Here is a 22935-nt window from a genome sequence, read left to right on the forward strand (position 1 = left end):
CGCTTACCCTTTTGCTTCTACTTGCTCTGGCTTATAAGTGCGGATTATCCAAATCAGAATACCGATCAGGAAGAAGGCACTTGGCGGCAGCAGTAACAGGCCGTTGGGCTGATACCAGCCACCGTCTGAGATTTTGGAGAGTATCTCAACACCAAACAGCGAACCGTTACCAAAGAGTTCACGGACGAAACCTACGCTCATCAGCACCAGACCATAACCCAGGCCGTTACCTATACCATCCATAAAGCTCATCAGTGGTGGCGTCTTCATCGCATAGGCCTCGGCACGGCCCATCACGATACAGTTGGTAATAATCAAACCAACGAATACCGACAGCTGTTTGGAGATGTCGTAGGCGTATGCCTGCAGCACCTGATCCACCACGATTACCAGCGAGGCAATAATGGTCATCTGCACAATAATCCGCACGCTGGCAGGAATATGGTTACGTATGATGGAGATAAACAGGTTGGAAAACGCTGTTACCGCCGTCAGTGCTATGGTCATCACCAATGCGGTTTCCAGCTTACTGGTTACCGCCAGGGCACTACATACCCCGAGGATCTGCAGCGCAATAGGGTTATTGCTGACTATAGGTCCGGTGAGAACCTGTTTGAGTTCTTTACTGTCGGCCATTAGCTCAATCCTCCATTGCGTGCTTTTTCAATAAAGCGAGCAAAACCTTCATCGCCCAGCCAGAATGTCAGCGAGTGCTGAACACCATTACTGGTCAGGGTCGCGCCGGACAAGGCATCAACACCATGATCTGTCTCGGCTACGGCTGGGTTTTTAGTCACTGTGATAGCTATGTTGCCCTGCTCATCAAACAGCTTCTTGCCCTGCCATTTGGCTTTCCAGCTTGGGTTTTCAACTTCGCCGCCCAGTCCAGGGGTTTCACCTTGGTTGTAATAAACCAGGTTCTGGATGGTGTTCATGTCCGGTTCCAGCGCCAGGAAGGCGTACATGGTTGACCACAGGCCATAGCCATGAACCGGCAAGATCACGCTGGTCACTTTACCTGCATCATCACGCACCAGATAAACCACAGCATTTTTGGCAATCCGCTTAACCGAAGCAATGTCATGCTCAGGCACCACAGAGGTGGCTGGATCACGAGAGGCTTTCTGTTGATCATAGGTATCGCCGTTGATATCGGTCACTTCGTCACCGGTTTTCAGCTCGATAACCTTGGCTTCAACATACTTTTTGTAAGTTTCCAGAACCACATCTTTGCTGACCTTGCCGGATTTGGTGTCGATCAGGTTGGCGGCTTCCAGAATAAACTTCTGCTTATCCAGCAGTTTGTTTTCCTGCTGGGTTGGCTTGAGCAGTACTGCTGCGGTCGATACGAAAATCGAGCAGATAAGACACAGGCCAACGACGACAAATAGCGTTCTTCCGAACGAATCCTTATTACTAGCCACGAGCAATCCTCCGCTTGATGTTTGCCTGAACTACAAAATGGTCAAACAGTGGCGCAAACAGGTTGGCAAACAGAATCGCCAGCATCATGCCCTCTGGGAATGCAGGGTTGATGACACGGATAAACACTGCCATGGCACCTATCAGGATACCGTAAGCCCATTTGGCCTGGTTGGTGAAGGAAGCCGACACAGGGTCAGTGGCCATAAACATCATACCGAAGGCAAATCCACCCAGAACCAGGTGCCAGTACCAAGGCATAGCGAACATGGGGTTGGTTTCAGAACCGACCTGGTTCAGCAGCAGTGACACGGCAATCATACCAACCATCACGCCGCCGACGATGCGCCAGGAAGCGATACGGGTATAGATGATAACCAGACCACCGAGCAGGATAGCCAGAGTGGAAACTTCACCGACAGAACCAGGAATAAAGCCGAAGAAGGCATCCCACCAGTTCTGGTTGAAGGCGTAGTCCAGAGTACCTGAAGCCGCTTGGCTCAGCGCAGTGGCTCCGGAGAAACCGTCGGCAACCACCCAGGAGTTGTCACCGGACATGTTCAGCGGATAGGCAAAGAACAGGAAGGCACGACCGGCCAGTGCGGGGTTGAGGAAGTTACGCCCGGTACCACCGAACACCTCCTTGGCGACAACCACACCGAAGCTGATACCCAGTGCCACCATCCACAATGGGATCGTCGCAGGCAGTGTCAGGGCAAACAGCACTGAGGTCACGAAAAAGCCTTCGTTAACTTCATGGCCACGAACCGAGGCGAACAGCACTTCCCAGATACCACCGACCGCAAAGGTCACGGCATATATAGGCAGGAAGAAACAGGCGCCATACCACATCAAGGTGGCCCAGCCGGAATCGGCAGTCAGCTGAGTACCGAAGAGTTCAAACAGACCCACCTGCCAAACATCGGGAGTACCGAAGCCGGCGGCCAGGGCGATTTGCGCCTGCAGACCCACGTTGTACATCCCGACAAACATGGCGGGGAAAGTACAGGCCCAGACGGTAATCATCATACGTTTCAGATCCAGGTTATCGCGCACATGGGTCTTGCCCTTGTTCACTTTACCCGGGGTGTAAAAAATGGTCGCTGCGGCTTCATAGAGCGCATACCACTTCTCGTATTTACCGCCTTTTTCAAATTGCGGTTCAATACGCTCAAGAAAATCTTTCAAGCTCATAAGCCTTCCCTCTCGACGGTCTCCAAGCAGTCACGCAGGTATGAACCATAGTCATACTTACCGGGACATACGAAAGTACACAGTGCCAGGTCTTCTTCATCCAGCTCCAGCGCACCCAATGCAACAGCACCATCGGTATCACCGGAAATCAGATCACGCAGCAACATAGTGGGCAGAATATCCAGAGGCATCACCCGCTCATAGTTGCCGATAGGCACCATGGCCCGCTCGGAACCACCGGTACTGCTGGTCATATTGAACAGACGGGAAGGACTCAAGTGCCCCAGGAAAGCACGGGTAATGGAGAATTTATCGGCTCCAGGCATTACCCAACCGAAGAACTCTTTCTCTGTGCCTTCTTCAATCAGGGTCAACTGCTGGAAGTAGCGTCCCATATAAGCATGGGGACCTGTTGCAGTACGGCCGTTGAGCACAGAACCTGAGATAACCCGAACTTGGCCATCGGCTTCGTCTTGGGTCAGGGCCTGAGTGCTGGCACCCAACAGAGTGCGTACCAAGCGAGGGTTCTTGGCTTTAGGGCCAGTGATGGCCACAACGCGCTGGTTGTTCAGTTCACCTGTGGTAAACAGCTGACCTATCGCGATGACGTCCTGGTAACCCAGGTACCATACGCTGCGACGGGCAGAGGCAGGCATCAAGAAGTGGATATGAGTTCCAGGCAGACCCGCTGGATGGGGACCGGCAAACTCTTCCACTTGGGCATTACCCGCTGGAATGTCTGCTCCTGGTGCTTTACAGACGAAGACTTTGTCTGTCAGTCGGGCCAGTACTTTCAGGCCGTTGACAAAATCGTCTTTATGCTCAGCGATAACAACTTGAGGGTCACCAGCCAGTGGCTGGGTGTCCATGGCTGTCACGAAGATAGCCGCTGCTGTCGCATCCACTGCCGGCACCTTACTGAAAGGACGGGTGCGCAATGCGGTCCACATACCTGATTCAATCAGATTGTCGCGAACCTGCTGCGGTTCCAGAGTATCCAGAGCCTGGACATCATACTTGGCAAAAGAGACGGCTTCGTCCCCTTCGATCTCTATGACGACTGACTGCAGAACACGTTTGGCGCCGCGGTTGATTTCTAATATTGTGCCACTGGCCAAAGCCGTATATTTGACGCCAGGATTCTTTTTATCTTCAAAAATCACCTGACCTTTTTGCACTTTATCGCCCACTTTGATCTTCATCGTTGGACGTAAGCCAATATACTCTTCACCCAAAGTAGCTACGTGTTTAATGGCTGGGCCATCATGGATAACTTGCTTTGGTCCGCCTGCTAGAGGCAAATCCAATCCTTTCTTAATTGTAATCATATCCACATGCACTACGTTTTGAAGGAAAGACAATGCGCCGCGTTCCTGCTAACCCCCGACTCTCACACAAAAAATCGAGCGTTGAGCTAGCGCAGATTTATCACAGAAATGCGATCGCAATCACGCTGGTCGCGCGCATTTTACCCCAATTGCAACGCTATCGCCACGAAAATTGTAGTGTTTTAACCTGCTTTCAAAGCGACCAAGAGAGAATCGAGCGGAGTTGAACAAGCGGAGATAGCGGCAAGCGGGCGAAAGGCAGGATTTTGTCCTGACTCATAAAGTTATACTTTTCATTTTTAAAGAATTAATCAACCAAATAGTCGAAAATACTTATTTCACCTCCCCGGCCTTACCGGGGAGGCTCTGCTTCAAAATTTCATCCGGTAGCCCAGCTGTAAACGTCTGCCAACACTTGCCAACAAGCCGGTGTCATCTTCGCGTAACGGGCCCGCATCATCGAGCAGATCCTCGGCGCGAAAATAGAGCTGATGTTTTGAGTTGAAGTCATAACTCAGCAGCAGATCCAGTTGCATGCTGTCCTTTGCCGTCACCTGAGGGGTAAGGCTTGCCACTTCTGAACGATATATGCCCAGAGCCCTGGCCTTAAAGCCGTCCCACTCCAACCCAACATGAAGACTCAAGGCATGTTCTGGCAACCAGGGCAACTGCTTATCGGCCATCAGGCAAGGTCCGCTCAGCATAAGACAACCCGAGTGCTGCGCCTTGGCTTGGGTGTAATGGTACTTGAGCCCCATGGGCCAATTGACAGTGCCTGAGTCCAGGCTGTAGTCGAGCGCCAGTTCGGCGCCTTTGACATCCATTTCCCCAAGATTGTATTGATTGAGGCGCAGCGCTGGGTCGCAGAAGCTATTTGCCGTGCAATCAAAATGCAGATTGTCGAAGTCTCGCTGGTACAGGCTCAGTGCACTTTTGAAGTTACCTGACTCAAAGCGGCCACCGAGTTCATATTGCCAGGCTTGTTGGGAGCGTTGCCCCTGGTTGCCGGGGCTCGCCGCCGCCCAGGCCCTGCCGGCACTGATGAACAGGCTCAGAGCCTCCCCGCGCCAACTGAGCTTGGCCGTGGGTAACCATTCACTTTCGGAGAAGTCCGCGGCTGAAAGCGTCACTGTTTCGCTACTGCGCTCCAAGCTGACATCTTCATAGCCGACGCCGAGCTCCAGAGCCACGGCCGACCAGTTGAGCTCAGCCGTCACCGCCGAGCTCCAGACACTGGCCTTGTCATCAATCCTGACACTCAGACTCTGCGCAGTATCACTCAGTCGTCCATCCTGCCATAACCAACTCCCCAGGCCGGGTGCCAGCTCAGCCTTGTCTCTGTGCCAGCGGGCACTGTAACTCACCTTGTGGCGACCATATTGAGTAATGGCCTGAGTCTGGATCCCCATAGCCTCGAAGTCATCATCACGGCGAAAGTCGACCAATGAAACCGCGCCGATAGCAGCGGCATCCAAGGCCGCCAGTTGCTCAAGCACGTCACCTTGAATAAAGGCGCCATTGGCAAAACTCATCTGCAACTGCGAGCTGTGATGGCTATGGTAGTAAAGCTCGGTAAACACCCGGGAGCCGGCGGTAGGCTCAACGCGGTGTGACAGCTGATATCTGTGACTGCGGCTCTTGAGTCTATCCTGTGTGGCAGCGCCATATACCAACTCAGGGTTCAGTTGCCAATCGGCAGCCGTCAGCCCCATTCCCGGCAAAAACTGCCGCTGCTGTGAATACTGATACTTGAATTCAGTATGTTGCCGACTGCGAGCACCCGGCAAGCTGTTGGCCGCTATCTTGAAAAGGACCTTGGTCTGGCTGTCGTCTTGCCCCTGCTCGGCGCTTCTCGGCTCCTGCCAGGGTTGCTGGCGCCTGTGGCTCGCCTGCAGCAATACCTTATAGTCATCGGCATCAATCAAACCGCGGCCCTCGGCGCCCCAACCTTTATCCTCATTGCCCTGAAGCCGCACACTCTTGCCCGGAGATTCGTGCAACCCCAGGCTTTGCGTTTCCAAAACACCAAAACTGCCGCTACCGCCATAGAGCAAGCTACCGGCGGCATTGGCCGAGCTGGCAACCAGGGTATCGGGATCCGGCAGTTGCCACAGATAAGGTGCAGAATAAGGTGCCGGCGCCAGATTGACCCTGTCTTCGATAATCGCCATTCCGGAATGGCCGCTGCCACCGGCGCCGCGGATACTGAAACTGCCAGGCAAGGTTGGGATAAGCTCGCCACCGGCGGTCAATTGCCGCTCGGCCGAGTCATAGTACATGGCATTGATTGCTGCGGGCTCAAAAACCGGATGGTCAGCAGCCAAAGGCTCAGAAGCATGCGCCCACGGCCCGGCCAAACTCCAGCTCACCAAACCGGCCACTGCACTCACCTTAAGCAAGCCACGCCTCTGACTCATATCCCAATCCCCTATCAGCAGTTACCGCATATTTGATGTTATATTTTTGTAAACTAACTGATTTGCGGACAAAAAAAAAAGCGACTTGAGTAAATATCAAGCCGCTTGATTGAGCGAGGTAAGCCGGGTGGGATTAGAGCTGCTTCAGCAGTTCCTCACTCAACTTGAGATCGTCGTTGCGATTAACGCTGACACCGGCGGCAATAATATTGCGGGCAATATCCTGCGCCTGCTCCAGAGAATGCATCTGATAGGTACCGCACTGGTATTCGTTCAGCTCAGGAATAGCCTTTTGATCCTGTACCTTGAGCACATCTTCCATGGCTGCCAACCAGGCATCGGCAACCCGGCCTTCTGCCGGTGTCCCGATAAGGCTCATATAAAAGCCGGTGCGGCACCCCATGGGCGAAATATCTATGATCTCCACTCCGTCACCATTGAGGTGATCGCGCATAAAGCCGGCAAACAGGTGTTCCAGTGTATGAATGCCACGCTCGCTGAGAATATCCTTGTTGGGCGCGCAAAAACGCAGGTCAAATACCGTAATGGTATCGCCCTTTGGTGTGCTCATGGTCTTGGCCACCCGCACTGCCGGTGCCTCCATCTTGGTATGGTCCACGGTAAAGCTGTCTAACAATGGCATGGGTATTCTCCCTTGGATGGCAAGCTGGCTTGCACTGTTAAATGGTTTCGTGTCTCAAAGCGCTATTATTACAGCGCCAAAACACAAATGCAGCCCCTGGAGGCGGTTTATCAAGCCAAGACTTTTAACCACGGCACTTGGGCGACTCAGGCACGGCGCTTTGAGCATCCCATTCGGCCTGAGTATAAGTATGCATGGACAGAGCATGCACGCCATTGGCCAGTTCTTCCGCCAATGCCTGGTTCACTTCTCTATGGCGAGCCAGCAGACGCTTGCCATTAAAGGCTTCACTGACAATGATCACCTTGAAGTGCGTCTCTGAATTAGGCGGCACATGGTGATTGTGGCTCTCGTTGATGACTTCTATATGACTCGGCGTCAGGGCAAGGCGCAACTTCTGCTCTATGGTCTGGGCAACGGACATGGTAAAACCTGATATAAGCTGTTGGGATTGGCGGCAGGTTACTGCGTCGGCGAACAAAGATCAATCCGACAATTTTCAACCACCAGGAGGATGAAAACCCGGTTTGAGCCGCCGATAGGTGAGATTGAGCCTGGGCTCTGTGAGTTTCAGCCTTCTTGGCAAAGCATGTTGCCACTCCTGCTGCATCGGCCAGCGCATCAACAAGAGATCGCCCGAGTTAAGCCTGAGCCGCAGCTTCTCGCCGCTTTGCTTGTGTCTCAAATCAAAATCGCGCCCGGCGCCCAGACTGATTGAAGCGATATCAGCCCCCTCTGCCAGCTCAGGTTCATCGTCGCTGTGCCAACCCATGGCGTCGCGGCCATCGGCATAACGGTTTACCAGCACGCCGTTGCTGCCAAGCTGCCAGTCCCGATCCAGCTTTTGCCTTAGCCGTAACAGATATTTGGGCCAGGGAAGCGCCCGGACCAATAACCCTGAGTAGCGATAATCACAGCCGGGATCGCCAAACCACACCTGAGTACGGGGAATGGCGTGACGCTTACCGAATATCTCAAGCTCTGGGCGAGTCAGGGGATAATGCTCCGCCTCGCGCCAAATGGCATCCTGCTGGGCTGGATTGAGATAACCGCGCACCAGCAACATAGGCGGCTGCTCAAACCGCTGCACGCCTGTAGTCGACTCAGCAGATGGCCCAGGCTCAAGCGCAAACAGCGACTGCTGTATCTCTTTTGAACTCATATTTGAACTCACCTTTGAACTCATGGCATTGTTTCTCTGTGGCTTATTGCCCGGCTTAAGCCTTCTCTATTACATAATGACCAAGGCAGATTTTCGCAAATATCGCCTTGAGCGCCAGTATTTGCGATAATCCGCGCAAATTCGTCCTTTAAGCCCAAGTATATGACCAGCCAGTTCTCAGCCGCTGATATTCAGCTCACTCTGCACCGCTATCCCGAAGAGCAGGAATCCAACCTCCAGGCCTGGGATGCCGCCGATGAACACCTGCTCAAACAGCTCGCCGAGGAAGAGGCGCCTCAATCTGTGCTTATTATCAACGACAGCTTTGGAGCCCTGCTGTGCGCCATTCGCCAAGGTTACCCCGATGCAAAGGTTCACTGGAGCTCGGATGCCCGCACCTCCCACCTTGGTGCTCGACAAAATCTTGAGAAAAACCATCTCAGCACTGCCGACATTCACTGGCTAAACAGTCGGGAAATGCCAGCTTGTGTACCCGATACCATATTGCTGAAGCTACCCAAGAACCTCAACTTTTTTGCCTGGCAGCTGACCATGCTGACCAATATGCTTCCCGCCGGTACCCGGGTATTGATTGGCGCCAAGGCCAAATCGATCAATCAAGCCTTGTTGGCCCTGATTGGCAAACATCTGGGCCAGGCCAGCGCCAGTCTGGCATGGAAAAAGACCCGGGTGATAACCGCCTTCGCCGATGGCCAGGCACGCGAATTGCCTGCCCCCAGCGAGTGGCCCCTTGGCGAATTCGGCCTCAATATCTGTAATCTCAGCAATGTATTTGCCGCCGGCAAACTGGATATCGGCGCCCGTTTGATGTTGGCCAACCTCCTCGAAGGTGAGTTTAGCTCTGTGGTGGACCTGGGCTGCGGCAATGGCGTTTTGGGGCTGGCGGCGGCTAAGCGTTATCCCGAGGCGAGCATTCACTTTATCGATGACTCAGAGATGGCCGTGGAAAGTGCCAGGCTCAACTGGCAGGGCAATGGCTTTGAAGCCGAACGCGGCCACTTCTATTGGGACGACTGTCTGAGTCATTTGAGCGCCGGCGTCGCACCGGATCTGGTGCTCTGTAACCCGCCGTTTCATCAGGGAGAGGCCATCACAGATCATATTGCCTGGCAGATGTTCCTCGATGCCAGACGGCGTCTGGTGAACGGCGGCATCCTGCATGTGGTCGGCAACCGCCACCTGGGCTACCACATCAAGCTCAAGCGCCTGTTCGGCAACTGCAAGACCATAGCCTCCAATGGTAAGTTTGTGATCCTGCAAGCCTCCAAATAAAAGGCCAACAAGAGTAAACCTTGTTGGCCCATTCCGGCCCCCATTGGGAACCCGGAAAGAAACAGGCCGGGAGAGACCCCGGCCTGTGTAGTTAAATTTTGTAATTTCAGGCGGCAACTTGGCCGCGTCTGTAACGCAAGCCGCCAAGCAGTACCAGACTCACGAGCGCCACCACTGACAGGCTGCCACCGGCATCGACTATCACGGTCGCGCCATCATCTCTGTCCCATTCGCGACTCTCCAGCGGCAAGGCATATAGGCTATTGCTTTCATAAGAACTTATGCTCGCCACTATGTCACTGTAGCCGGGTTCATAGAGATCGATCAGCACATCATAGTGATCGCTGGGATAGCCGCTCTCTAACGTGGTGAGCACTTCAAAGTCATCCTGGGTACTGTCTCCCTGAATGTAGAACACCTCAGTACTGTAGTAATGCTCCCAGTCACCGCCGTTGCGGCTTAGATAAAGCTCGGCATAAACGGGCACAGACTCGGCCGGATCATTGCCGTAAACATCGGCATCAAAGCGCACCGCAAAGCTGCGATAAAAGCCATCAGAGTCATAATCGTCATAAAGGTAGCTGGCCGCCTCATAAAAGCTGAACTCATGGTAATAGCTGTGGGCCGCCATGGAGACCATCCGCTGCGGCGCGGCTTGGCTCTCGGGCAGTTTCTGTTTCTTGGCAATTATCTGCTCGCGGGTCATGCGCTCACCGGAAACCTGAGCTTCGGCAGATTGCCACTCCTGCTGCAGTTGCTTGAGCAACTGCCTGTGTTGTGCCGCCCTTAGCTCGGCGCCTGAGCTATCCTGTTCATCGCTTGGTTGCTGCGCTTTTTGGCCGATGGAGACTTGTCCACCGACAGGCTCCTTGGCATAGGCTACAGGCGCACCCCAAAACAGGGCCAAAAACAGCGACAGGCTAAATACAGTGTAAGATAATAATTTCATAGTACTTCTCCACAGGGCGCTTCTCGCGCTTATCCGGGTTATTTGACTTAGCATTATTAAAAGTCAGCCTGGGTGAACATGAGATGAACGGTTTCTGTCAGCCGATGTTCATCTTGGAAGGAGTACAACTGACCGGGCCTGAGCGAAAATCGGGGGGGAAGGACAGATAAAGAGTGAAGACCCGGCTGGCTATTTCATCCACCGTGGGGATCTTTTACACTGGGCCAAGCGTTTCCAAAAGGGCAAAACCATGAAAAGGGGCAGTAAAATCAAGCATCAAGCTTATCACTCAAGCGGAATTATCGCGGCAAGCATGCTATTGCTGTCGCTGGCTTTCGCTCAGCCCCTGCATGCTGGCCCCTTTGCCAAGCCGGAACGAACGACTCAGGCCCAGGAGGCCAAGCTGAAAGTTCGCAGCGGCGATGAAGCCGCCAGACTGGTGAAGCAGGCTTATGGCGGTAAGGTACTCAGGGTGCAGTCTGTTAAGGTCAACGGCAACCCGGGGTATCGAGTCAAACTGCTGCAGGACAGCGGCCGAATTGTCTATGTCTCTGTAGATGCCCGCAGCGGCCGCCTGCAGGCAAACTGACAGGAAATAGCTTATGCGACTGTTATTGGTAGAAGATGATGCCGCCTTACAGGCTAACTTAAAACAGCATCTGCAAGAGGCAGGTTTCAATCTGGATACGGCGTCAGACGGCGAAGAAGGCCTGTTTCTGGCGGCGGAATATCCCTATGATGCCGCCATTATCGATATCGGTCTGCCCAAACTCAGCGGCATAGCACTGATTGAACAGATGCGTGCCAAGGGACTGGATTACCCTGTGCTGATCCTCACCGCCAGAGATGGTTGGCAAGACAAGGTGGAAGGCTTGGATGCCGGCGGTGATGACTACCTCACCAAACCCTTTCACCCCATGGAACTCACCGCCAGGATCAAGGCTTTAATCCGCCGCAGCGCCGGTAAGGCCAGCCCCTTGCTGCAAAGTGGCCCTGTCACCCTGAATACCAGCAGCGGTGAAGTGCGACTCGGCAAACACAACGTCAGCCTCAGCGCCTCCGAATACAAATTGCTCGAGTATCTGATGCTGCATCAGGGAGAAGTCACTTCCAAGAGTCTGCTTATCGAGCACATCTATGATCAGGACTTTGATCTGGACTCCAATGTGATTGAGGTATTTATTCGCCGTTTGCGCAAGAAGCTGGATCCCGAGGGCACGCTTGGGCTTATTGAAACCCTGCGTGGTCAGGGTTATCGCCTCAACGCGCTTCCTGTCAGAGAAAACCCCTGATGAAGCCCTTGCCTGCCAGGCTTTTGCCCGGTTCACTCAAGGGCCGGCTGGTGATCAGCGCCCTGCTGTTGAATCTGGTACTCTTGCCGCTTATCGGCGTGACCCTGAGCGATGCCTTTCGTGCCCAATTGACCCACGCGGTAAAAGATGAACTCAGCGCCGCCCTTTATGGAGTATTGGCATTGGCAGAAGTGGAACAGGGCGAACTGGTTCTGCCGGATCAATTACAGGACAAACAGTTCAACATAGATCAATCCGGGCTCTACGCCCTGGTCAGCAGCCAAGGCAAACTGGTATGGCATTCGCCTTCCTTTATCGGTATGCCGCCTCCGGGCAAGCTTCCAAGCCCACCACTCGGAGAAGGCCGCTTTGGCGAAATGCTTCTCCTGGGCAAGCCTCACTTCAGTTACAGCTTCAGCGCCAGCTTTGCCTCGGCCTCGAATAATGGCCGGGATATTCCCTTTACCGTACACATCATCAAAGATCAGACCGGCTTTGAGCAAACCCAGGGCGCCTTCAGCCGCCAGCTCTGGCAATACCTGGGTCTATTGATGCTGTTCCTGTTACTGGTACAAGGTGGCTGGCTCTGGTGGACACTCAAACCACTGGCGCGCTTTCGCGCCGAGCTCGAAGCGGTTGAGCAAGGCAAACGACAACATCTCGGCAGCGACTATCCCAAGGAGCTGCAACAGGTCGCGACCCAGCTCAATGCCCTGATAAGCAACGAGCAGCGCCAACGCCAACGTTATCGCAACGCCCTGTCGGATCTGGCCCATAGCCTGAAAACGCCGCTGGCGGTACTGCAAAGCCTCAAGTCTTTGCCGAGCGATGCCCAAGAGCCCATCAGCCAAATTAACGCCAGCATAGGGCACCAGTTGAAGCGAGCCCAAAGTGCCGGCAGCGGCGCTTGGCACCAAGGGGTGAACAGCAAAATCGTGGCCGACAAACTGCTGCGAACCCTTGGCAAGATTTATGCGGACAAGGTACTGGAGTTTGAGGCTGACCTGGCAACAAATGCCCTGTTTTACGGCGATGAAGCCGACCTGGCCGAACTCCTCGGCAATCTATTGGATAACGCCTGCAAGGCGGCAAACAGCCAGGTCGTACTCAAAACCTGGGTAAGCGAAAAAGGTCTGAACATCTGCATCGAAGACGATGGCCCGGGCATTACAGAGCAGCAGAAAACCCAGCTGTTCGAGCGAGGTGTCAGAGCCGATAACTACCAACAAGGTCATGGTATAGGACTGGCGATAGTCAAAGATCTGCTGCAGAGCTACCAAGGCCAGTGGCAAATAGATCAATCTCCCCTGGGCGGCGCCCGTTTCACTCTGTTTTTACCCAGAAGTTGAGATTGGGGAATGGTACATTCATTCCCCATCCTTGGGCGCTCGACGAAAACGTCTGACCTACAAGGACGTAGGAAATGCCTAATTTGTCTGGAACAAAATTCGGCCCTGTTTTCGACAGTCACAGTTCCGCCTGTGCCTAGAAATGAGGTGCATGTCTGCGAACACTTCAGATATTTCAAGCTACTCAGGACTAACAGTATTGCACTAATCCCCCCCTCGGTGTCGCCGACAGCCGTTGGCGCAGATAACGTGGTTAAGCAGCGGCCAATCACCTGCGGTGCGCTTTTCGCACAGGCGATCCTGTGACACGCTGCGAGTACGTCCCTGTAAGCTCTGCCTCGCCATCCCTGGCTCGGAAGGTCACAGTTCCGCCTGCGCCTTGAAAATAGGTGTATGTCTGCGGGAATATAAGCAACTTCAAGCAACACTATTCTTGCAGAATTGTACCAATCCCTCCTCGGGAAATAACCGCTGCCCTAAGTAGCGTTGATAGCCTATATGCGAAAGTTGTTGGTTATGCTCAATACCATGATGAAAAATCGAACCCAAATGAGACGAAAGCTATCACAATTAGCGAAATACTTATTGACGGAATACCACAGTCGCTTGTTATGTTTCAATGCCTCGTTCCTTAAGCATATTTTTAAAAACTATTTGAGCCCATTTAATCACTATTTCAGAACTCCCAAGTTCATCCTTATCCAGGTAAGAGATGAGGACAGGATATCCTCCGCTGGGACAATACTTTGAATGTTCGAATCCATCCCATTCCAAACCCAACCCACGAACAGGTATGCTGGGGTCTCCGTTAACCCAGTAACTTACTTTTTCAAAATATCCCGCAGATATCAGGGATTCCCCCATGTTTATGGCTTGTTCTACGGATTGAAAACAAACAGGTTGATACGTAGTTTTATTGGTCGAAGAGCAACCTAAATAGCTATATGGACACCTCTCCGATGCAAGCACCGGCAGGTCTCTTTCTGACAAAGTAGCCACACACATATATCCGGCTTCGTGAGCCCTGATGAACATCCGTACTCTCTGTCCTCATTAGTGCCATGGCTTTTAGCAGCCCAGCTATTTGTCAGGTTCACAGAGAGTCGGTTCTACCTGTCAGCACATCAACTCTTTGGACTTATTAAAATCAGTTAGTTACTTAACGATATACTCTGTTTTTTGGTTTATTAGCGCCCACGCTATTCGGGCATTTTTGTTAGCCAGCGCCACTACAGCTTTGTTTACGCCACTTCGGGCAATAATACCTTTCAGCCACCGCTGGAGACCTCCACATCGTTCTTCCGGAAGGTTGATGACCCGGTAAACCACTGAGCGGGCGCCATGAATAAGCAGTCCTCGCAGATAACCATCTCCGCGTTTTGTTATCCCGAGTAGTCTGACTTTACCACCACTGCTGTGCTCCTTCGGAACCAGCCCCAGATAGCTGGCAAAATGCCGGCCATTCTGAAAATCAGCGCTGTCGCCTAGAGCTACCGTCAAGGCTGAAGCCCCTAATGGCCCGATACCAGGTATGCTTTTCAGTCTGAGGGTATCCTCATTTTGCTGGCTGATAAGCGCAAGGCGCAGATCCAGAGTTTTAATCCGCTGCTGATTGTCCTGAAGTTCCTGCAACATCTCATGGAACAGCTCCCGGCTGAGCGTGGTGAGCTCATTTTCTGCATCCTCCAGGTGCTCAGGCAGGTGGGCCATAATTTTATGAGCCCCTTCCGGTATGGCGATACCGTATTCCAGGCCTAGCCCCCGTATCTGGTTAATCAGCGCGGTTTTGTTTTTCATCAGCCGCTGGCGAACCCGGTGCAGACACTGAATATCCTGCTGTTCAATAGACTTCTCCGGCACATAGCGCATACCCGGGCGACTGTCAGCTTCGACAATTGCAGCTGCATCATTTTTGTCATTTTTACTGCCCATTCTGAAGGGGGCAACATACTGTGGACTGATTTGTTTAACTTCATGTCCGTATTGTCTGAACTGGCGTGACCAGTAATTTGCACTACCGCACGCTTCCATCACAATACGGGACGGAGGCTGCTGAACAATAAACGCCGTCAATTTTTCACGGGTGATCATTTTATTCGCTTTCTTCTCACCCTGCGCAGATACAATATTCACCTGAAAAACTCGCTTTGCCAGATCAATTCCGATAATTTGTTCCATGGGACACCTCTTCATATTGCTGTTGGTTTGCACTTACAGCATGGCTCACTGAAGTCTTTGTGGGGAGGTGTCCATTTCATTAGATCCGAATACTGCTACATTTTCGCGATGCCATGTCCGTTGCCGGGAAAAGGCGAAACGGTTTCCATAAAATGCCATACCTTGCCAAGAAGTTCCCGCATGTTTCGGCAACTGTGATTACGGGTTACCGTTTCATGTAGTGCCAACCATAAGCGCTCTATCTTGTTGACCCAAGGTGAGTATACCGGTTGAAACAACAACCTGAACTTGGGGTTACTCTTGAGCCAAGCCAGTGTTTTACGGCTCTTGTGAATGATGTAATTATCCAGAATTAGCGTGATAGTTTTGGCTTTGCGGTAATGTCGTTTGAGCTTTTCCAGCACCGCAATAAACAGCTCCGATGCCTTGCTGGCGCTGCTCACATAAAGCACTTTTCCTGTCTTGGTATGTAGCGCTCCTGCCAAGTAGTGCTTGCGGTTGTTACCCGGGGTGACAACACGTTTTTGCTGCCCTTTTGGCATCCAGTCCGCCCCGATTTTGGGGTTGAGGTCGATATCTACTTCATCTTCATAGAATACCGGGTGCTCAGCACTGCACTGTTCAAGAGCCTGATTTATAGCGGCCATTTTCTCCGCTTTGTATGGGTCTTTAATGCGCAACGTCGGGGCTGAGCGGCGCCAGACTATGCCTGCTTCAGGTAACAGGCGGCGAATGGTTGATGCAGCGACGCATAGCTTAAGCTGTGCATTAATCACCTTGGCAAGCAGCTCACTGCTCCAGCGGCTACGCTGGTAACCAAAGTCTTCCGGACAAAGCTGGATAAGCAGTGACAGGCAGAGCAATATCGGGTTAATAGGTAAGACGGTTGGCCGCCCCGGCTTCTCTGATTTCAGTCCATCGATGCCACATTGGGTGTACCAGCCCAACCATCGGCCTATGCTGGAGCGGGCTGCGCCGGTGATGTGCTGAACTTGGGTAACCGGCAGCCCTTGATGCAACATCAACATCGCAATAAGACGCCTGGCAAAGTGCTTATCGTTGGTTTTTTGAATCAATTTTTGCATGCGCTTGCGCTCAGCGCGGCATAGTGGTGCTAAGATAGCCATTCTCAGTCCTTGGGCGAGTGGTGGGTTTGTTTGGCGATAGATCTGATCGCTCAAACAGGACTGAGTTCCCTTCCTGTGATCTACTATTTGGAACTAATGAAATGGACACCTCCCCACAAAGACTTCAGTGAGCCATGCTGTAAGTGCAAACCAACAGCAATATGAAGAGGTGTCCCATGGAACAAATTATCGGAATTGATCTGGCAAAGCGAGTTTTTCAGGTGAATATTGTATCTGCGCAGGGTGAGAAGAAAGCGAATAAAATGATCACCCGTGAAAAATTGACGGCGTTTATTGTTCAGCAGCCTCCGTCCCGTATTGTGATGGAAGCGTGCGGTAGTGCAAATTACTGGTCACGCCAGTTCAGACAATACGGACATGAAGTTAAACAAATCAGTCCACAGTATGTTGCCCCCTTCAGAATGGGCAGTAAAAATGACAAAAATGATGCAGCTGCAATTGTCGAAGCTGACAGTCGCCCGGGTATGCGCTATGTGCCGGAGAAGTCTATTGAACAGCAGGATATTCAGTGTCTGCACCGGGTTCGCCAGCGGCTGATGAAAAACAAAACCGCGCTGATTAACCAGATACGGGGGCTAGGCCTGGAATACGGTATCGCCATACCGGAAGGGGCTCATAAAATTATGGCCCACCTGCCTGAGCACCTGGAGGATGCAGAAAATGAGCTCACCACGCTCAGCCGGGAGCTGTTCCATGAGATGTTGCAGGAACTTCAGGACAATCAGCAGCGGATTAAAACTCTGGATCTGCGCCTTGCGCTTATCAGCCAGCAAAATGAGGATACCCTCAGACTGAAAAGCATACCTGGTATCGGGCCATTAGGGGCTTCAGCCTTGACGGTAGCTCTAGGCGACAGCGCTGATTTTCAGAATGGCCGGCATTTTGCCAGCTATCTGGGGCTGGTTCCGAAGGAGCACAGCAGTGGTGGTAAAGTCAGACTACTCGGGATAACAAAACGCGGAGATGGTTATCTGCGAGGACTGCTTATTCATGGCGCCCGCTCAGTGGTTTACCGGGTCATCAACCTTCCGGAAGAACGATGTGGAGGTCTCCAGCGGTGGCTGAAAGGTATTATTGCCCGAAGTGGCGTAAACAAAGCTGTAGTGGCGCTGGCTAACAAAAATGCCCGAATAGCGTGGGCGCTAATAAACCAAAAAACAGAGTATATCGTTAAGTAACTAACTGATTTTAATAAGTCCAAAGAGTTGATGTGCTGACAGGTAGAACCGACTCTCTGTGAACCTGACAAATAGCTGGGCTGCTAAAAGCCATGGCACTAATGAGGACAGAGAGTACGGATGTTCATCAGGGCTCACGAAGCCGGATATATGTGTGTGGCTACTTTGTCAGAAAGAGACCTGCCGGTGCTTGCATCGGAGAGGTGTCCATATAAGCTATTTAGTGACAGGAGGCTTAAAAAAGCGACATGCCAAACTCTCATAATATCTTCCTTGAAAAATAACGCCGGTAGCAATGGCGAGCGAAACGCAGTGTAGCGAGTCCAGGCCACGCTTTTTGTGGCCGATGTTGCCTACCCTTGTTAGCCTTACTTGGCACGATGAAATACGGCACCGTTTATGCCTGCCCTCTGTCCACAGCTAATTTTTTTGCATTGATGAGATTCGTCAATAAGAACCACAGAATTGCCAAGAACAATTATAGATAAAGAGCAATGCGTGTTTTGTTCAAATTGACCATATTTATAAGTTTCATTATCCCTGGACTTCGCAACTCCAGTCATGTGGCACTGATGGTAATTACCCCCTACAGTTCTGAACCAAAACTTTAATTTTCCAGGTGTTCTTTCACCAAGGATAAACTCACCACCAAAGCAGGGCGGGATCCCACTTTAAATTGAACTTTTACGGTTGGTCATGATCTGATCTGCCTTGCCCTTAATCCACAGATGACCATGACCCTTTTGAAACAACTAGAACAGATTACCGATCCCCGTAAGGACATCAATCTAAAGCATAATTTAGTGGATGTGGTGTTCCTGACACTCAGTGCTATCCTCAGCGGTGCGACTGGGTGGAAGTCTATTCAGGAATTCGGAGAAGAACAGCTAGATTGGCTCCGTCTGTACCGAAAATTCGAAAATGGCATCCCTAAAAGGCATTGTATCAGTAATATAATCAAAGCATTGGACAGCGAACTGCTCCTTCAAGCCATATTTGGCTGGATCAATGAGCAACGGCAAACGGAAGGGAAAACCGTTATCGCGCTGGATGGAAAAACCCTGCGCGGGGCGTGGAGTGAGGATGCTAAGAATGCACTCCATGTTGTCAGCGCATTTGATGTCGGCAACGGCATTACACTTTACCAAGACAGTTCACATTCTAAAGGGAAAGAAGCTGAAGTCGCCCGCAACATGATTGATGCTATGGCACTGGATAATGCCGTTCTGACGCTGGATGCACTGCATTGTCAGGTGTCTACCATGAACAAAATTAAACAGGGGAACGGTGATTTCATTATTCAGCTCAAGTCGAACCAGCCGGGATTATTTGAAGCAGTCAAAACCAGCTTCAGTAAAGCGTATGAGCAGCCAGAACTGGCTATATTTGAGCAGTTCAACATGGGTCATGGCCGCAGGGAGCGCCGAACAGTCATGCAGATAGAAGCAGAATTATCAGCGGAACTTAAGAAAAAGTGGCCGCACATCACCTCATTTATCGAAGTTGCCAGTGAACGGACAGTCGATGGAATAACATCATGTTCTTCACGCTGGTATGTCAGTTCCTTACCGCTCAATGCCGAAGAGGCCGCGAGGACTATTCGAGAGCATTGGGGGGTAGAAAATCAGCTCCATTGGGTGCTGGATGTGGTCTTCCGCGAAGATGCGCTGAAGGTAACGGATCCTGATGGCGCAAAGCATCTCGCCCTATTTAACCGAGCGGCTCTGAGTGCGATAAGGCAGCACCAAGGCAAAAAAGACAGTCTGGCAGGTAAGCGCCGCCGTGCTGGTTGGAGTCCTACATTTCGCTCAGAGTTGTTATTTGGTTAAGATATAAACAAAGTGGAATCCCGCCCTGCCACCAAAGGGATTATCAAATTTAATTGTCTCTCCCGAAAACTCAGGGATAGGTATTTCATCTGCATGAACGAAGCTTATCAGTGTAAGTACATATGAAAATAGTATTTTTCTTAAAATCACGAAACCTCCTTGTAAGGCTAAAAAAATCAAGCCACCAAAAATCAAGCCACCCATTATAAAACAATAACCTAATCTTCTTTCTGTCTACAAAAATCAAGACACCCATTATAAAACAATAACCTAATCTTCTTTCTGTCTACGTTCAAGCACCGCTAGGTGATTTCAGCACACTGAGGCCGAAAGATATCCGTGAGTTACAGAGCTTTGATGAAATCGAACCGATTTCACGCAAAAATGCGAGATTTGAGCCGTGCTAGCCCTAACCTGGGTTCAGGGGATTTCAATGACTGCGGTTGATAAATAATGTGGGGCTCAGGCCATTTGAAAGTACTGACAGCTGGTTGCAAAATGCCGTCGTCGCTTCTCCAAGTGTTCGCAGTAACAGCTGAGTTCTTGCAAGGTGCCTACCGGTCCACGAAATAGTTTTCCAAATTCAGTGGTAAGCTTGAGCCAGTTCTCATGAGGGATATTCAACCGCGTCAGTAGCTTGGTACTCTTTTCACTTATCACGCCACGTTTATCATCGCGAATACAGCGCCCGGTATCATCCACCAATTCAAGATAATCCTTGAGCCCAAACGCAATACCGCTGCGCTGGTTATCGCATTCATTGCCAATAAAGGGCAGTAGCTTGGCGGGTTGTTCGCATTTCAATGCTGCCTGAATACGTAGTCGAATGCTGGTATGCGCCGACTGCTCAGGCGTATCGGCCATCTTGGCTCTGATGGGATTGAGGTCAACGTAAGCCATGCAGGTTAACACCGCGGCTTCATCCAGTAAGGCTTGCGACTTAAATCTTCCTTCCCAGAATCGGCCTGTACAGTTATCTTCCTGATTGGCTTGACGCGCTATCGGTTCGTTGAGACAACGCATGAACCAACTGATGTCACATAACCTGCTGCGAAAAATCGCGATAGTATGCCTCAGCCTGGGCACTTCATGCGCTTCAATCAGCTCTCCCTGGGTGAATTTGCGGGTTAACTCGTCACCTTTAAACAACTTATGCCATTGCTCAAGCACTTCTCTGTCTGTCCATCGGTTTGCTGTCTCTATATCAATATGCAACACCAGATGCAGATGATTACTCATGATGGCAAATGCCGCCACATCAATGGCAAAAACGGCTTCCAATTCAAACAGTAAAGATTCTACCCAAGCACGGCGGTGGTCATAATTCTTACCCGAGTAGGCATCATCACCACACAAGAAGGCACGCCGTACCACGCGGCTGCAACAATGGTAGTAAGGCGTATCTTCAAGGCTAATTTGAGTTCGGCGAGGGCGCGGCATAATAACCTCCTTGTTAAATGCTTAAACAAAGCATAGTCGGAGGCTAACTTCCTTGCCATTCATGCTGGGTGTCCATATTCTCCTATATTCTCCTCGTTTCATAAGCCAGCGGGGATTTCGGCTACGTCGGGGTGTCCTTGGGGATGCAAGGGGCTTTGGACAAGCAAAGCCCCTTGCCCGGTGTGGTTTGTCGAGTGTCGCGTAGCGACTGGCTACGAGCGAGAGCCAGGGATGGCGAACTGGCCGTTGTGCATGGATGCACTTGCTCCACGACTTTAGGCCGCTGGCACAGCGACTATCATGGCTTTAAGCCAAAACTCACCAATAAACTTGCGCTTAGCTGCCAGCTAAACTGTAGCCCATCACCTGCAGTGCACCTTTGCACAGACGAGCCTGTGACCCAACATAAACAAGTCCCTGTTTCGACAACCACAGTTCCGCCATTTCAAAAGACTCAGTTCCATTACCCACTTCCCCCAGGCAGAGGCTTGGAGATCATTTAACCATCCAAAAGCCTTCAGCTTATGTTCATCAAAGGCCACTTATTCTGAAGCCACTGATGGGGAATTGCATCGCAAGGCCTCAGTTAGCTCACTTGCCAGGCTGGTAACCATACCGGCCTAAAGGAGGCAACCATGAACAAGCTGAAAATCTGGCTGCAGCACAGTGTGCTTATCCTGTGTCTGTTTGGCCTGCCAACTACGGCGCTGCAGGCCGCCGAATCCGGCAGTGATATCCGGGAGCCCGAGCTGATGCAGCTGCTCTCCCCTATCGCTCTCTATCCGGACACCTTGTTGACCCATATGCTGATCGCCTCAACCTATCCACTGGAACTGGTGCAGGCACAGCGATGGCGCAAACAGCGCAGCCATTGGAGCAATGAACGCCTGATGGCCGAAGCCGAGAACCAGGATTGGGATCCCAGTGTGATGGCGCTTATCGCCTTTCCGGAAGTGTTGAACAAGATGAGCACAGATCTGGACTGGACCGCCCGTTTGGGCGAAGCCTTTATCGCCGATGAAGGCCGGGTGATGGATGGGATTCAAACCCTGAGACAAGCTGCCTGGGATGCCGACTCATTAAATGACCTGGGTAACCTCAACGCCAGACGCGACGAACGTCAAATAGTGATAGCACCGACCCGCACCGAGGTGATCTATGTCCCTTACTACGACAGTCGCCGTGTCTATGGTCACTGGCACTGGAGCAGCTATCCGCCTATCTATTGGGACCCTTTCCCCGGATATGTACGCTACCACTCCAGTCCGTTTTACTGGCGCAGTGCCGGGGTCAGCATTTCATTTAACTTCTTCTTCAGCGCCTTTCATTGGCATGACAGAGTGATCTGGGTCGATTATCGCCACAAACACTATAATCACTACCGTCCGCGACTGGCCTATAGCCAGGGAGCCCAGCGCTGGAGCCATAACCCGCACCACAGACGTGGCGCCCATTATCGCCATCCAGGGCTGCAACAACGCTACAATAAGGCGGTATACAACAAGCCTCACAAGCGTTATGAATCCCAGGCACGCAGCTTCAACCACAGCCAAAGGCTGCATCAGGACAGAAACGAGCAACAAAAGCAGTTGCAGCGAGAGTTAAAGCAGCGCAGAGAGCACAATAGCCGTGAATGGCGCGCCGCTGACAAGAGGGAGAAGATGCATAGGGGCGAGCCCCAAAAAGTTCGCCAGCTGTCACAGCAGCCGTCATATAGGAGTGCCAATAACAGTGCCAACGCCGCCGACAAAACGATGCGGGTTAAACATCAGGCCAGAGACAGACAGTTGCAACAGGCCTCAAACCAGCACACTAACACTACTCATAGACAAGCTGAAAAGCGCCGGCAACAGGCAGATAAACAACAACAGCCACAGAGACACTATCAGCCTCAGAGTCAATCGAAGGTGCAGCATCAGCAGCGAGCTCAGCCACAGCGCCATCAGGCAGAGCGACGCCAGCCCAGCCGCGCTCAGGAGCACAGACAACGAGCAGTGCATCAACAAAGAGAGCGTTGAACAAAGAGAGTGTTGAAAAAGCTGAGTTGAAAATGCCGGGTTAAAGTAGCACTTGCCCTAAAGTGAAAACGAATGAAAAAGACAGGTCCAGCACT

At 51.8% G+C, this 22935-nt stretch carries 20 protein-coding genes; 7 read left to right on the forward strand and 13 right to left on the reverse strand.

Annotated features, from left to right (window positions below):
* Positions 1-3 precede the first annotated feature (3 nt).
* From ACSHSR_RS16250 to ACSHSR_RS16285, 8 genes are all read right to left on the reverse strand, one after another.
* The gene (locus ACSHSR_RS16250; RefSeq protein WP_025011872.1) at positions 4-636 is read right to left on the reverse strand and encodes an NADH:ubiquinone reductase (Na(+)-transporting) subunit D; all 633 of its coding nucleotides are present in this window, start codon (positions 634-636) and stop codon (positions 4-6) included.
* Entirely contained in the window at positions 636-1424 is a 789-nt protein-coding gene (locus ACSHSR_RS16255; RefSeq protein ID WP_025011873.1) for a Na(+)-translocating NADH-quinone reductase subunit C, read from the reverse strand. The genes ACSHSR_RS16250 and ACSHSR_RS16255 overlap by 1 nt, the downstream gene beginning before the upstream one ends.
* The gene (locus ACSHSR_RS16260; protein WP_028779747.1) at positions 1417-2616 is read right to left on the reverse strand and encodes an NADH:ubiquinone reductase (Na(+)-transporting) subunit B; all 1200 of its coding nucleotides are present in this window, start codon (positions 2614-2616) and stop codon (positions 1417-1419) included. The genes ACSHSR_RS16255 and ACSHSR_RS16260 overlap by 8 nt, the downstream gene beginning before the upstream one ends.
* Positions 2613-3944, reverse strand: coding sequence for a Na(+)-translocating NADH-quinone reductase subunit A (locus ACSHSR_RS16265; RefSeq protein WP_208161302.1), 1332 nt, complete (start codon positions 3942-3944; stop codon positions 2613-2615). The genes ACSHSR_RS16260 and ACSHSR_RS16265 overlap by 4 nt, the downstream gene beginning before the upstream one ends.
* Positions 3945-4315: 371 nt before the next feature.
* Positions 4316-6361, reverse strand: coding sequence for a TonB-dependent receptor domain-containing protein (locus ACSHSR_RS16270; RefSeq protein WP_479630941.1), 2046 nt, complete (start codon positions 6359-6361; stop codon positions 4316-4318).
* Between the two features lie 133 nt (positions 6362-6494).
* Positions 6495-7004: an S-ribosylhomocysteine lyase gene (gene luxS, locus ACSHSR_RS16275; protein WP_025011876.1), complete on the reverse strand. Its 510-nt coding sequence runs from the start codon at positions 7002-7004 to the stop codon at positions 6495-6497.
* 124 nt (positions 7005-7128) lie between these two features.
* The gene (locus tag ACSHSR_RS16280) at positions 7129-7428 is read right to left on the reverse strand and encodes a BolA family protein (RefSeq protein ID WP_062793928.1); all 300 of its coding nucleotides are present in this window, start codon (positions 7426-7428) and stop codon (positions 7129-7131) included.
* Positions 7429-7503: 75 nt separating this feature from the next.
* Positions 7504-8151 (reverse strand): alpha-ketoglutarate-dependent dioxygenase AlkB family protein, encoded by a 648-nt coding sequence (locus tag ACSHSR_RS16285; protein WP_391575200.1) that lies wholly within the window; start codon positions 8149-8151, stop codon positions 7504-7506.
* A 177-nt stretch (positions 8152-8328) separates the two neighbouring features.
* Between ACSHSR_RS16285 and ACSHSR_RS16290 the strand changes: the two genes are divergently transcribed.
* Complete coding sequence (locus ACSHSR_RS16290; RefSeq protein WP_345867904.1) at positions 8329-9459, forward strand: methyltransferase; 1131 nt, start codon at positions 8329-8331, stop codon at positions 9457-9459.
* A gap of 106 nt (positions 9460-9565) precedes the next feature.
* Here ACSHSR_RS16290 and ACSHSR_RS16295 read toward each other — a convergent pair whose 3' ends face one another.
* Positions 9566-10408 (reverse strand): choice-of-anchor H family protein, encoded by an 843-nt coding sequence (locus ACSHSR_RS16295; protein WP_345867903.1) that lies wholly within the window; start codon positions 10406-10408, stop codon positions 9566-9568.
* A gap of 250 nt (positions 10409-10658) precedes the next feature.
* On the opposite strand from ACSHSR_RS16295, the gene ACSHSR_RS16300 reads away from it, so the two are divergent.
* The 3 genes from ACSHSR_RS16300 to ACSHSR_RS16310 are packed head-to-tail and all read left to right on the forward strand — an operon-like array spanning position 10659 to position 13049.
* Complete coding sequence (locus tag ACSHSR_RS16300) at positions 10659-10997, forward strand: PepSY domain-containing protein (RefSeq protein ID WP_233962558.1); 339 nt, start codon at positions 10659-10661, stop codon at positions 10995-10997.
* Between the two features lie 13 nt (positions 10998-11010).
* Positions 11011-11700, forward strand: a complete 690-nt coding sequence (locus ACSHSR_RS16305) for a response regulator transcription factor (RefSeq protein WP_107005929.1) — start codon at positions 11011-11013, stop codon at positions 11698-11700.
* Positions 11700-13049: an ATP-binding protein gene (locus ACSHSR_RS16310; RefSeq protein ID WP_208169964.1), complete on the forward strand. Its 1350-nt coding sequence runs from the start codon at positions 11700-11702 to the stop codon at positions 13047-13049. Before ACSHSR_RS16305 ends, ACSHSR_RS16310 begins: the two co-directional genes overlap by 1 nt.
* Before the next feature lie 609 nt (positions 13050-13658).
* Here ACSHSR_RS16310 and ACSHSR_RS16315 read toward each other — a convergent pair.
* From ACSHSR_RS16315 to ACSHSR_RS16325, 3 genes are all read right to left on the reverse strand, one after another.
* The gene (locus ACSHSR_RS16315; protein ID WP_479630942.1) at positions 13659-14084 is read right to left on the reverse strand and encodes a hypothetical protein; all 426 of its coding nucleotides are present in this window, start codon (positions 14082-14084) and stop codon (positions 13659-13661) included.
* Positions 14085-14204: 120 nt separating this feature from the next.
* Positions 14205-15227 carry an IS110 family RNA-guided transposase gene (locus ACSHSR_RS16320; protein WP_115389538.1) on the reverse strand — a complete coding sequence of 341 codons (1023 nt, stop codon included), beginning with the start codon at positions 15225-15227 and terminating at the stop codon, positions 14205-14207.
* Between the two features lie 95 nt (positions 15228-15322).
* The gene (locus ACSHSR_RS16325) at positions 15323-16354 is read right to left on the reverse strand and encodes an IS630-like element ISSen5 family transposase (protein WP_208170875.1); all 1032 of its coding nucleotides are present in this window, start codon (positions 16352-16354) and stop codon (positions 15323-15325) included.
* 176 nt (positions 16355-16530) lie between these two features.
* On the opposite strand from ACSHSR_RS16325, the gene ACSHSR_RS16330 reads away from it, so the two are divergent.
* The gene (locus tag ACSHSR_RS16330) at positions 16531-17553 is read left to right on the forward strand and encodes an IS110 family RNA-guided transposase (RefSeq protein WP_115389538.1); all 1023 of its coding nucleotides are present in this window, start codon (positions 16531-16533) and stop codon (positions 17551-17553) included.
* Between the two features lie 734 nt (positions 17554-18287).
* Complete coding sequence (locus tag ACSHSR_RS16335; RefSeq protein WP_109248997.1) at positions 18288-19382, forward strand: ISAs1 family transposase; 1095 nt, start codon at positions 18288-18290, stop codon at positions 19380-19382.
* A gap of 462 nt (positions 19383-19844) precedes the next feature.
* Here ACSHSR_RS16335 and ACSHSR_RS16340 read toward each other — a convergent pair whose 3' ends face one another.
* On the reverse strand, positions 19845-20822 hold the full coding sequence (locus ACSHSR_RS16340; RefSeq protein ID WP_479630943.1) for a transposase: 978 nt from the start codon (positions 20820-20822) through the stop codon (positions 19845-19847).
* A 635-nt stretch (positions 20823-21457) separates the two neighbouring features.
* Between ACSHSR_RS16340 and ACSHSR_RS16345 the strand changes: the two genes are divergently transcribed.
* Positions 21458-22840: a DUF3300 domain-containing protein gene (locus ACSHSR_RS16345; RefSeq protein ID WP_479630944.1), complete on the forward strand. Its 1383-nt coding sequence runs from the start codon at positions 21458-21460 to the stop codon at positions 22838-22840.
* The last annotated feature ends 95 nt before the right edge of the window (positions 22841-22935 follow it).

It is taken from the genome of Shewanella sp. VK101, from assembly GCF_056497865.1.

Excerpts from the sequence above, each read along its gene's own strand:
- ACSHSR_RS16270 (WP_479630941.1), bottom strand. The coding sequence starts at position 6,361 with ATGAGTCAGAGGCGTGGCTTGCTTAAGGTGAGTGCAGTGGCCGGTTTG.
- ACSHSR_RS16315 (WP_479630942.1), bottom strand. The coding sequence starts at position 14,084 with ATGTTCATCAGGGCTCACGAAGCCGGATATATGTGTGTGGCTACTTTG.
- ACSHSR_RS16260 (WP_028779747.1), bottom strand. The coding sequence starts at position 2,616 with ATGAGCTTGAAAGATTTTCTTGAGCGTATTGAACCGCAATTTGAAAAA.
- ACSHSR_RS16280 (WP_062793928.1), bottom strand. The coding sequence starts at position 7,428 with ATGTCCGTTGCCCAGACCATAGAGCAGAAGTTGCGCCTTGCCCTGACG.
- ACSHSR_RS16300 (WP_233962558.1), top strand. The coding sequence starts at position 10,659 with ATGAAAAGGGGCAGTAAAATCAAGCATCAAGCTTATCACTCAAGCGGA.
- ACSHSR_RS16295 (WP_345867903.1), bottom strand. The coding sequence starts at position 10,408 with ATGAAATTATTATCTTACACTGTATTTAGCCTGTCGCTGTTTTTGGCC.
- ACSHSR_RS16290 (WP_345867904.1), top strand. The coding sequence starts at position 8,329 with ATGACCAGCCAGTTCTCAGCCGCTGATATTCAGCTCACTCTGCACCGC.
- ACSHSR_RS16330 (WP_115389538.1), top strand. The coding sequence starts at position 16,531 with ATGGAACAAATTATCGGAATTGATCTGGCAAAGCGAGTTTTTCAGGTG.
- ACSHSR_RS16250 (WP_025011872.1), bottom strand. The coding sequence starts at position 636 with ATGGCCGACAGTAAAGAACTCAAACAGGTTCTCACCGGACCTATAGTC.
- ACSHSR_RS16340 (WP_479630943.1), bottom strand. The coding sequence starts at position 20,822 with ATGCCGCGCCCTCGCCGAACTCAAATTAGCCTTGAAGATACGCCTTAC.
- ACSHSR_RS16265 (WP_208161302.1), bottom strand. The coding sequence starts at position 3,944 with ATGATTACAATTAAGAAAGGATTGGATTTGCCTCTAGCAGGCGGACCA.
- ACSHSR_RS16310 (WP_208169964.1), top strand. The coding sequence starts at position 11,700 with ATGAAGCCCTTGCCTGCCAGGCTTTTGCCCGGTTCACTCAAGGGCCGG.
- ACSHSR_RS16345 (WP_479630944.1), top strand. The coding sequence starts at position 21,458 with ATGAACAAGCTGAAAATCTGGCTGCAGCACAGTGTGCTTATCCTGTGT.
- ACSHSR_RS16320 (WP_115389538.1), bottom strand. The coding sequence starts at position 15,227 with ATGGAACAAATTATCGGAATTGATCTGGCAAAGCGAGTTTTTCAGGTG.
- ACSHSR_RS16325 (WP_208170875.1), bottom strand. The coding sequence starts at position 16,354 with ATGGCTATCTTAGCACCACTATGCCGCGCTGAGCGCAAGCGCATGCAA.
- luxS (WP_025011876.1), bottom strand. The coding sequence starts at position 7,004 with ATGCCATTGTTAGACAGCTTTACCGTGGACCATACCAAGATGGAGGCA.
- ACSHSR_RS16335 (WP_109248997.1), top strand. The coding sequence starts at position 18,288 with ATGACCCTTTTGAAACAACTAGAACAGATTACCGATCCCCGTAAGGAC.
- ACSHSR_RS16305 (WP_107005929.1), top strand. The coding sequence starts at position 11,011 with ATGCGACTGTTATTGGTAGAAGATGATGCCGCCTTACAGGCTAACTTA.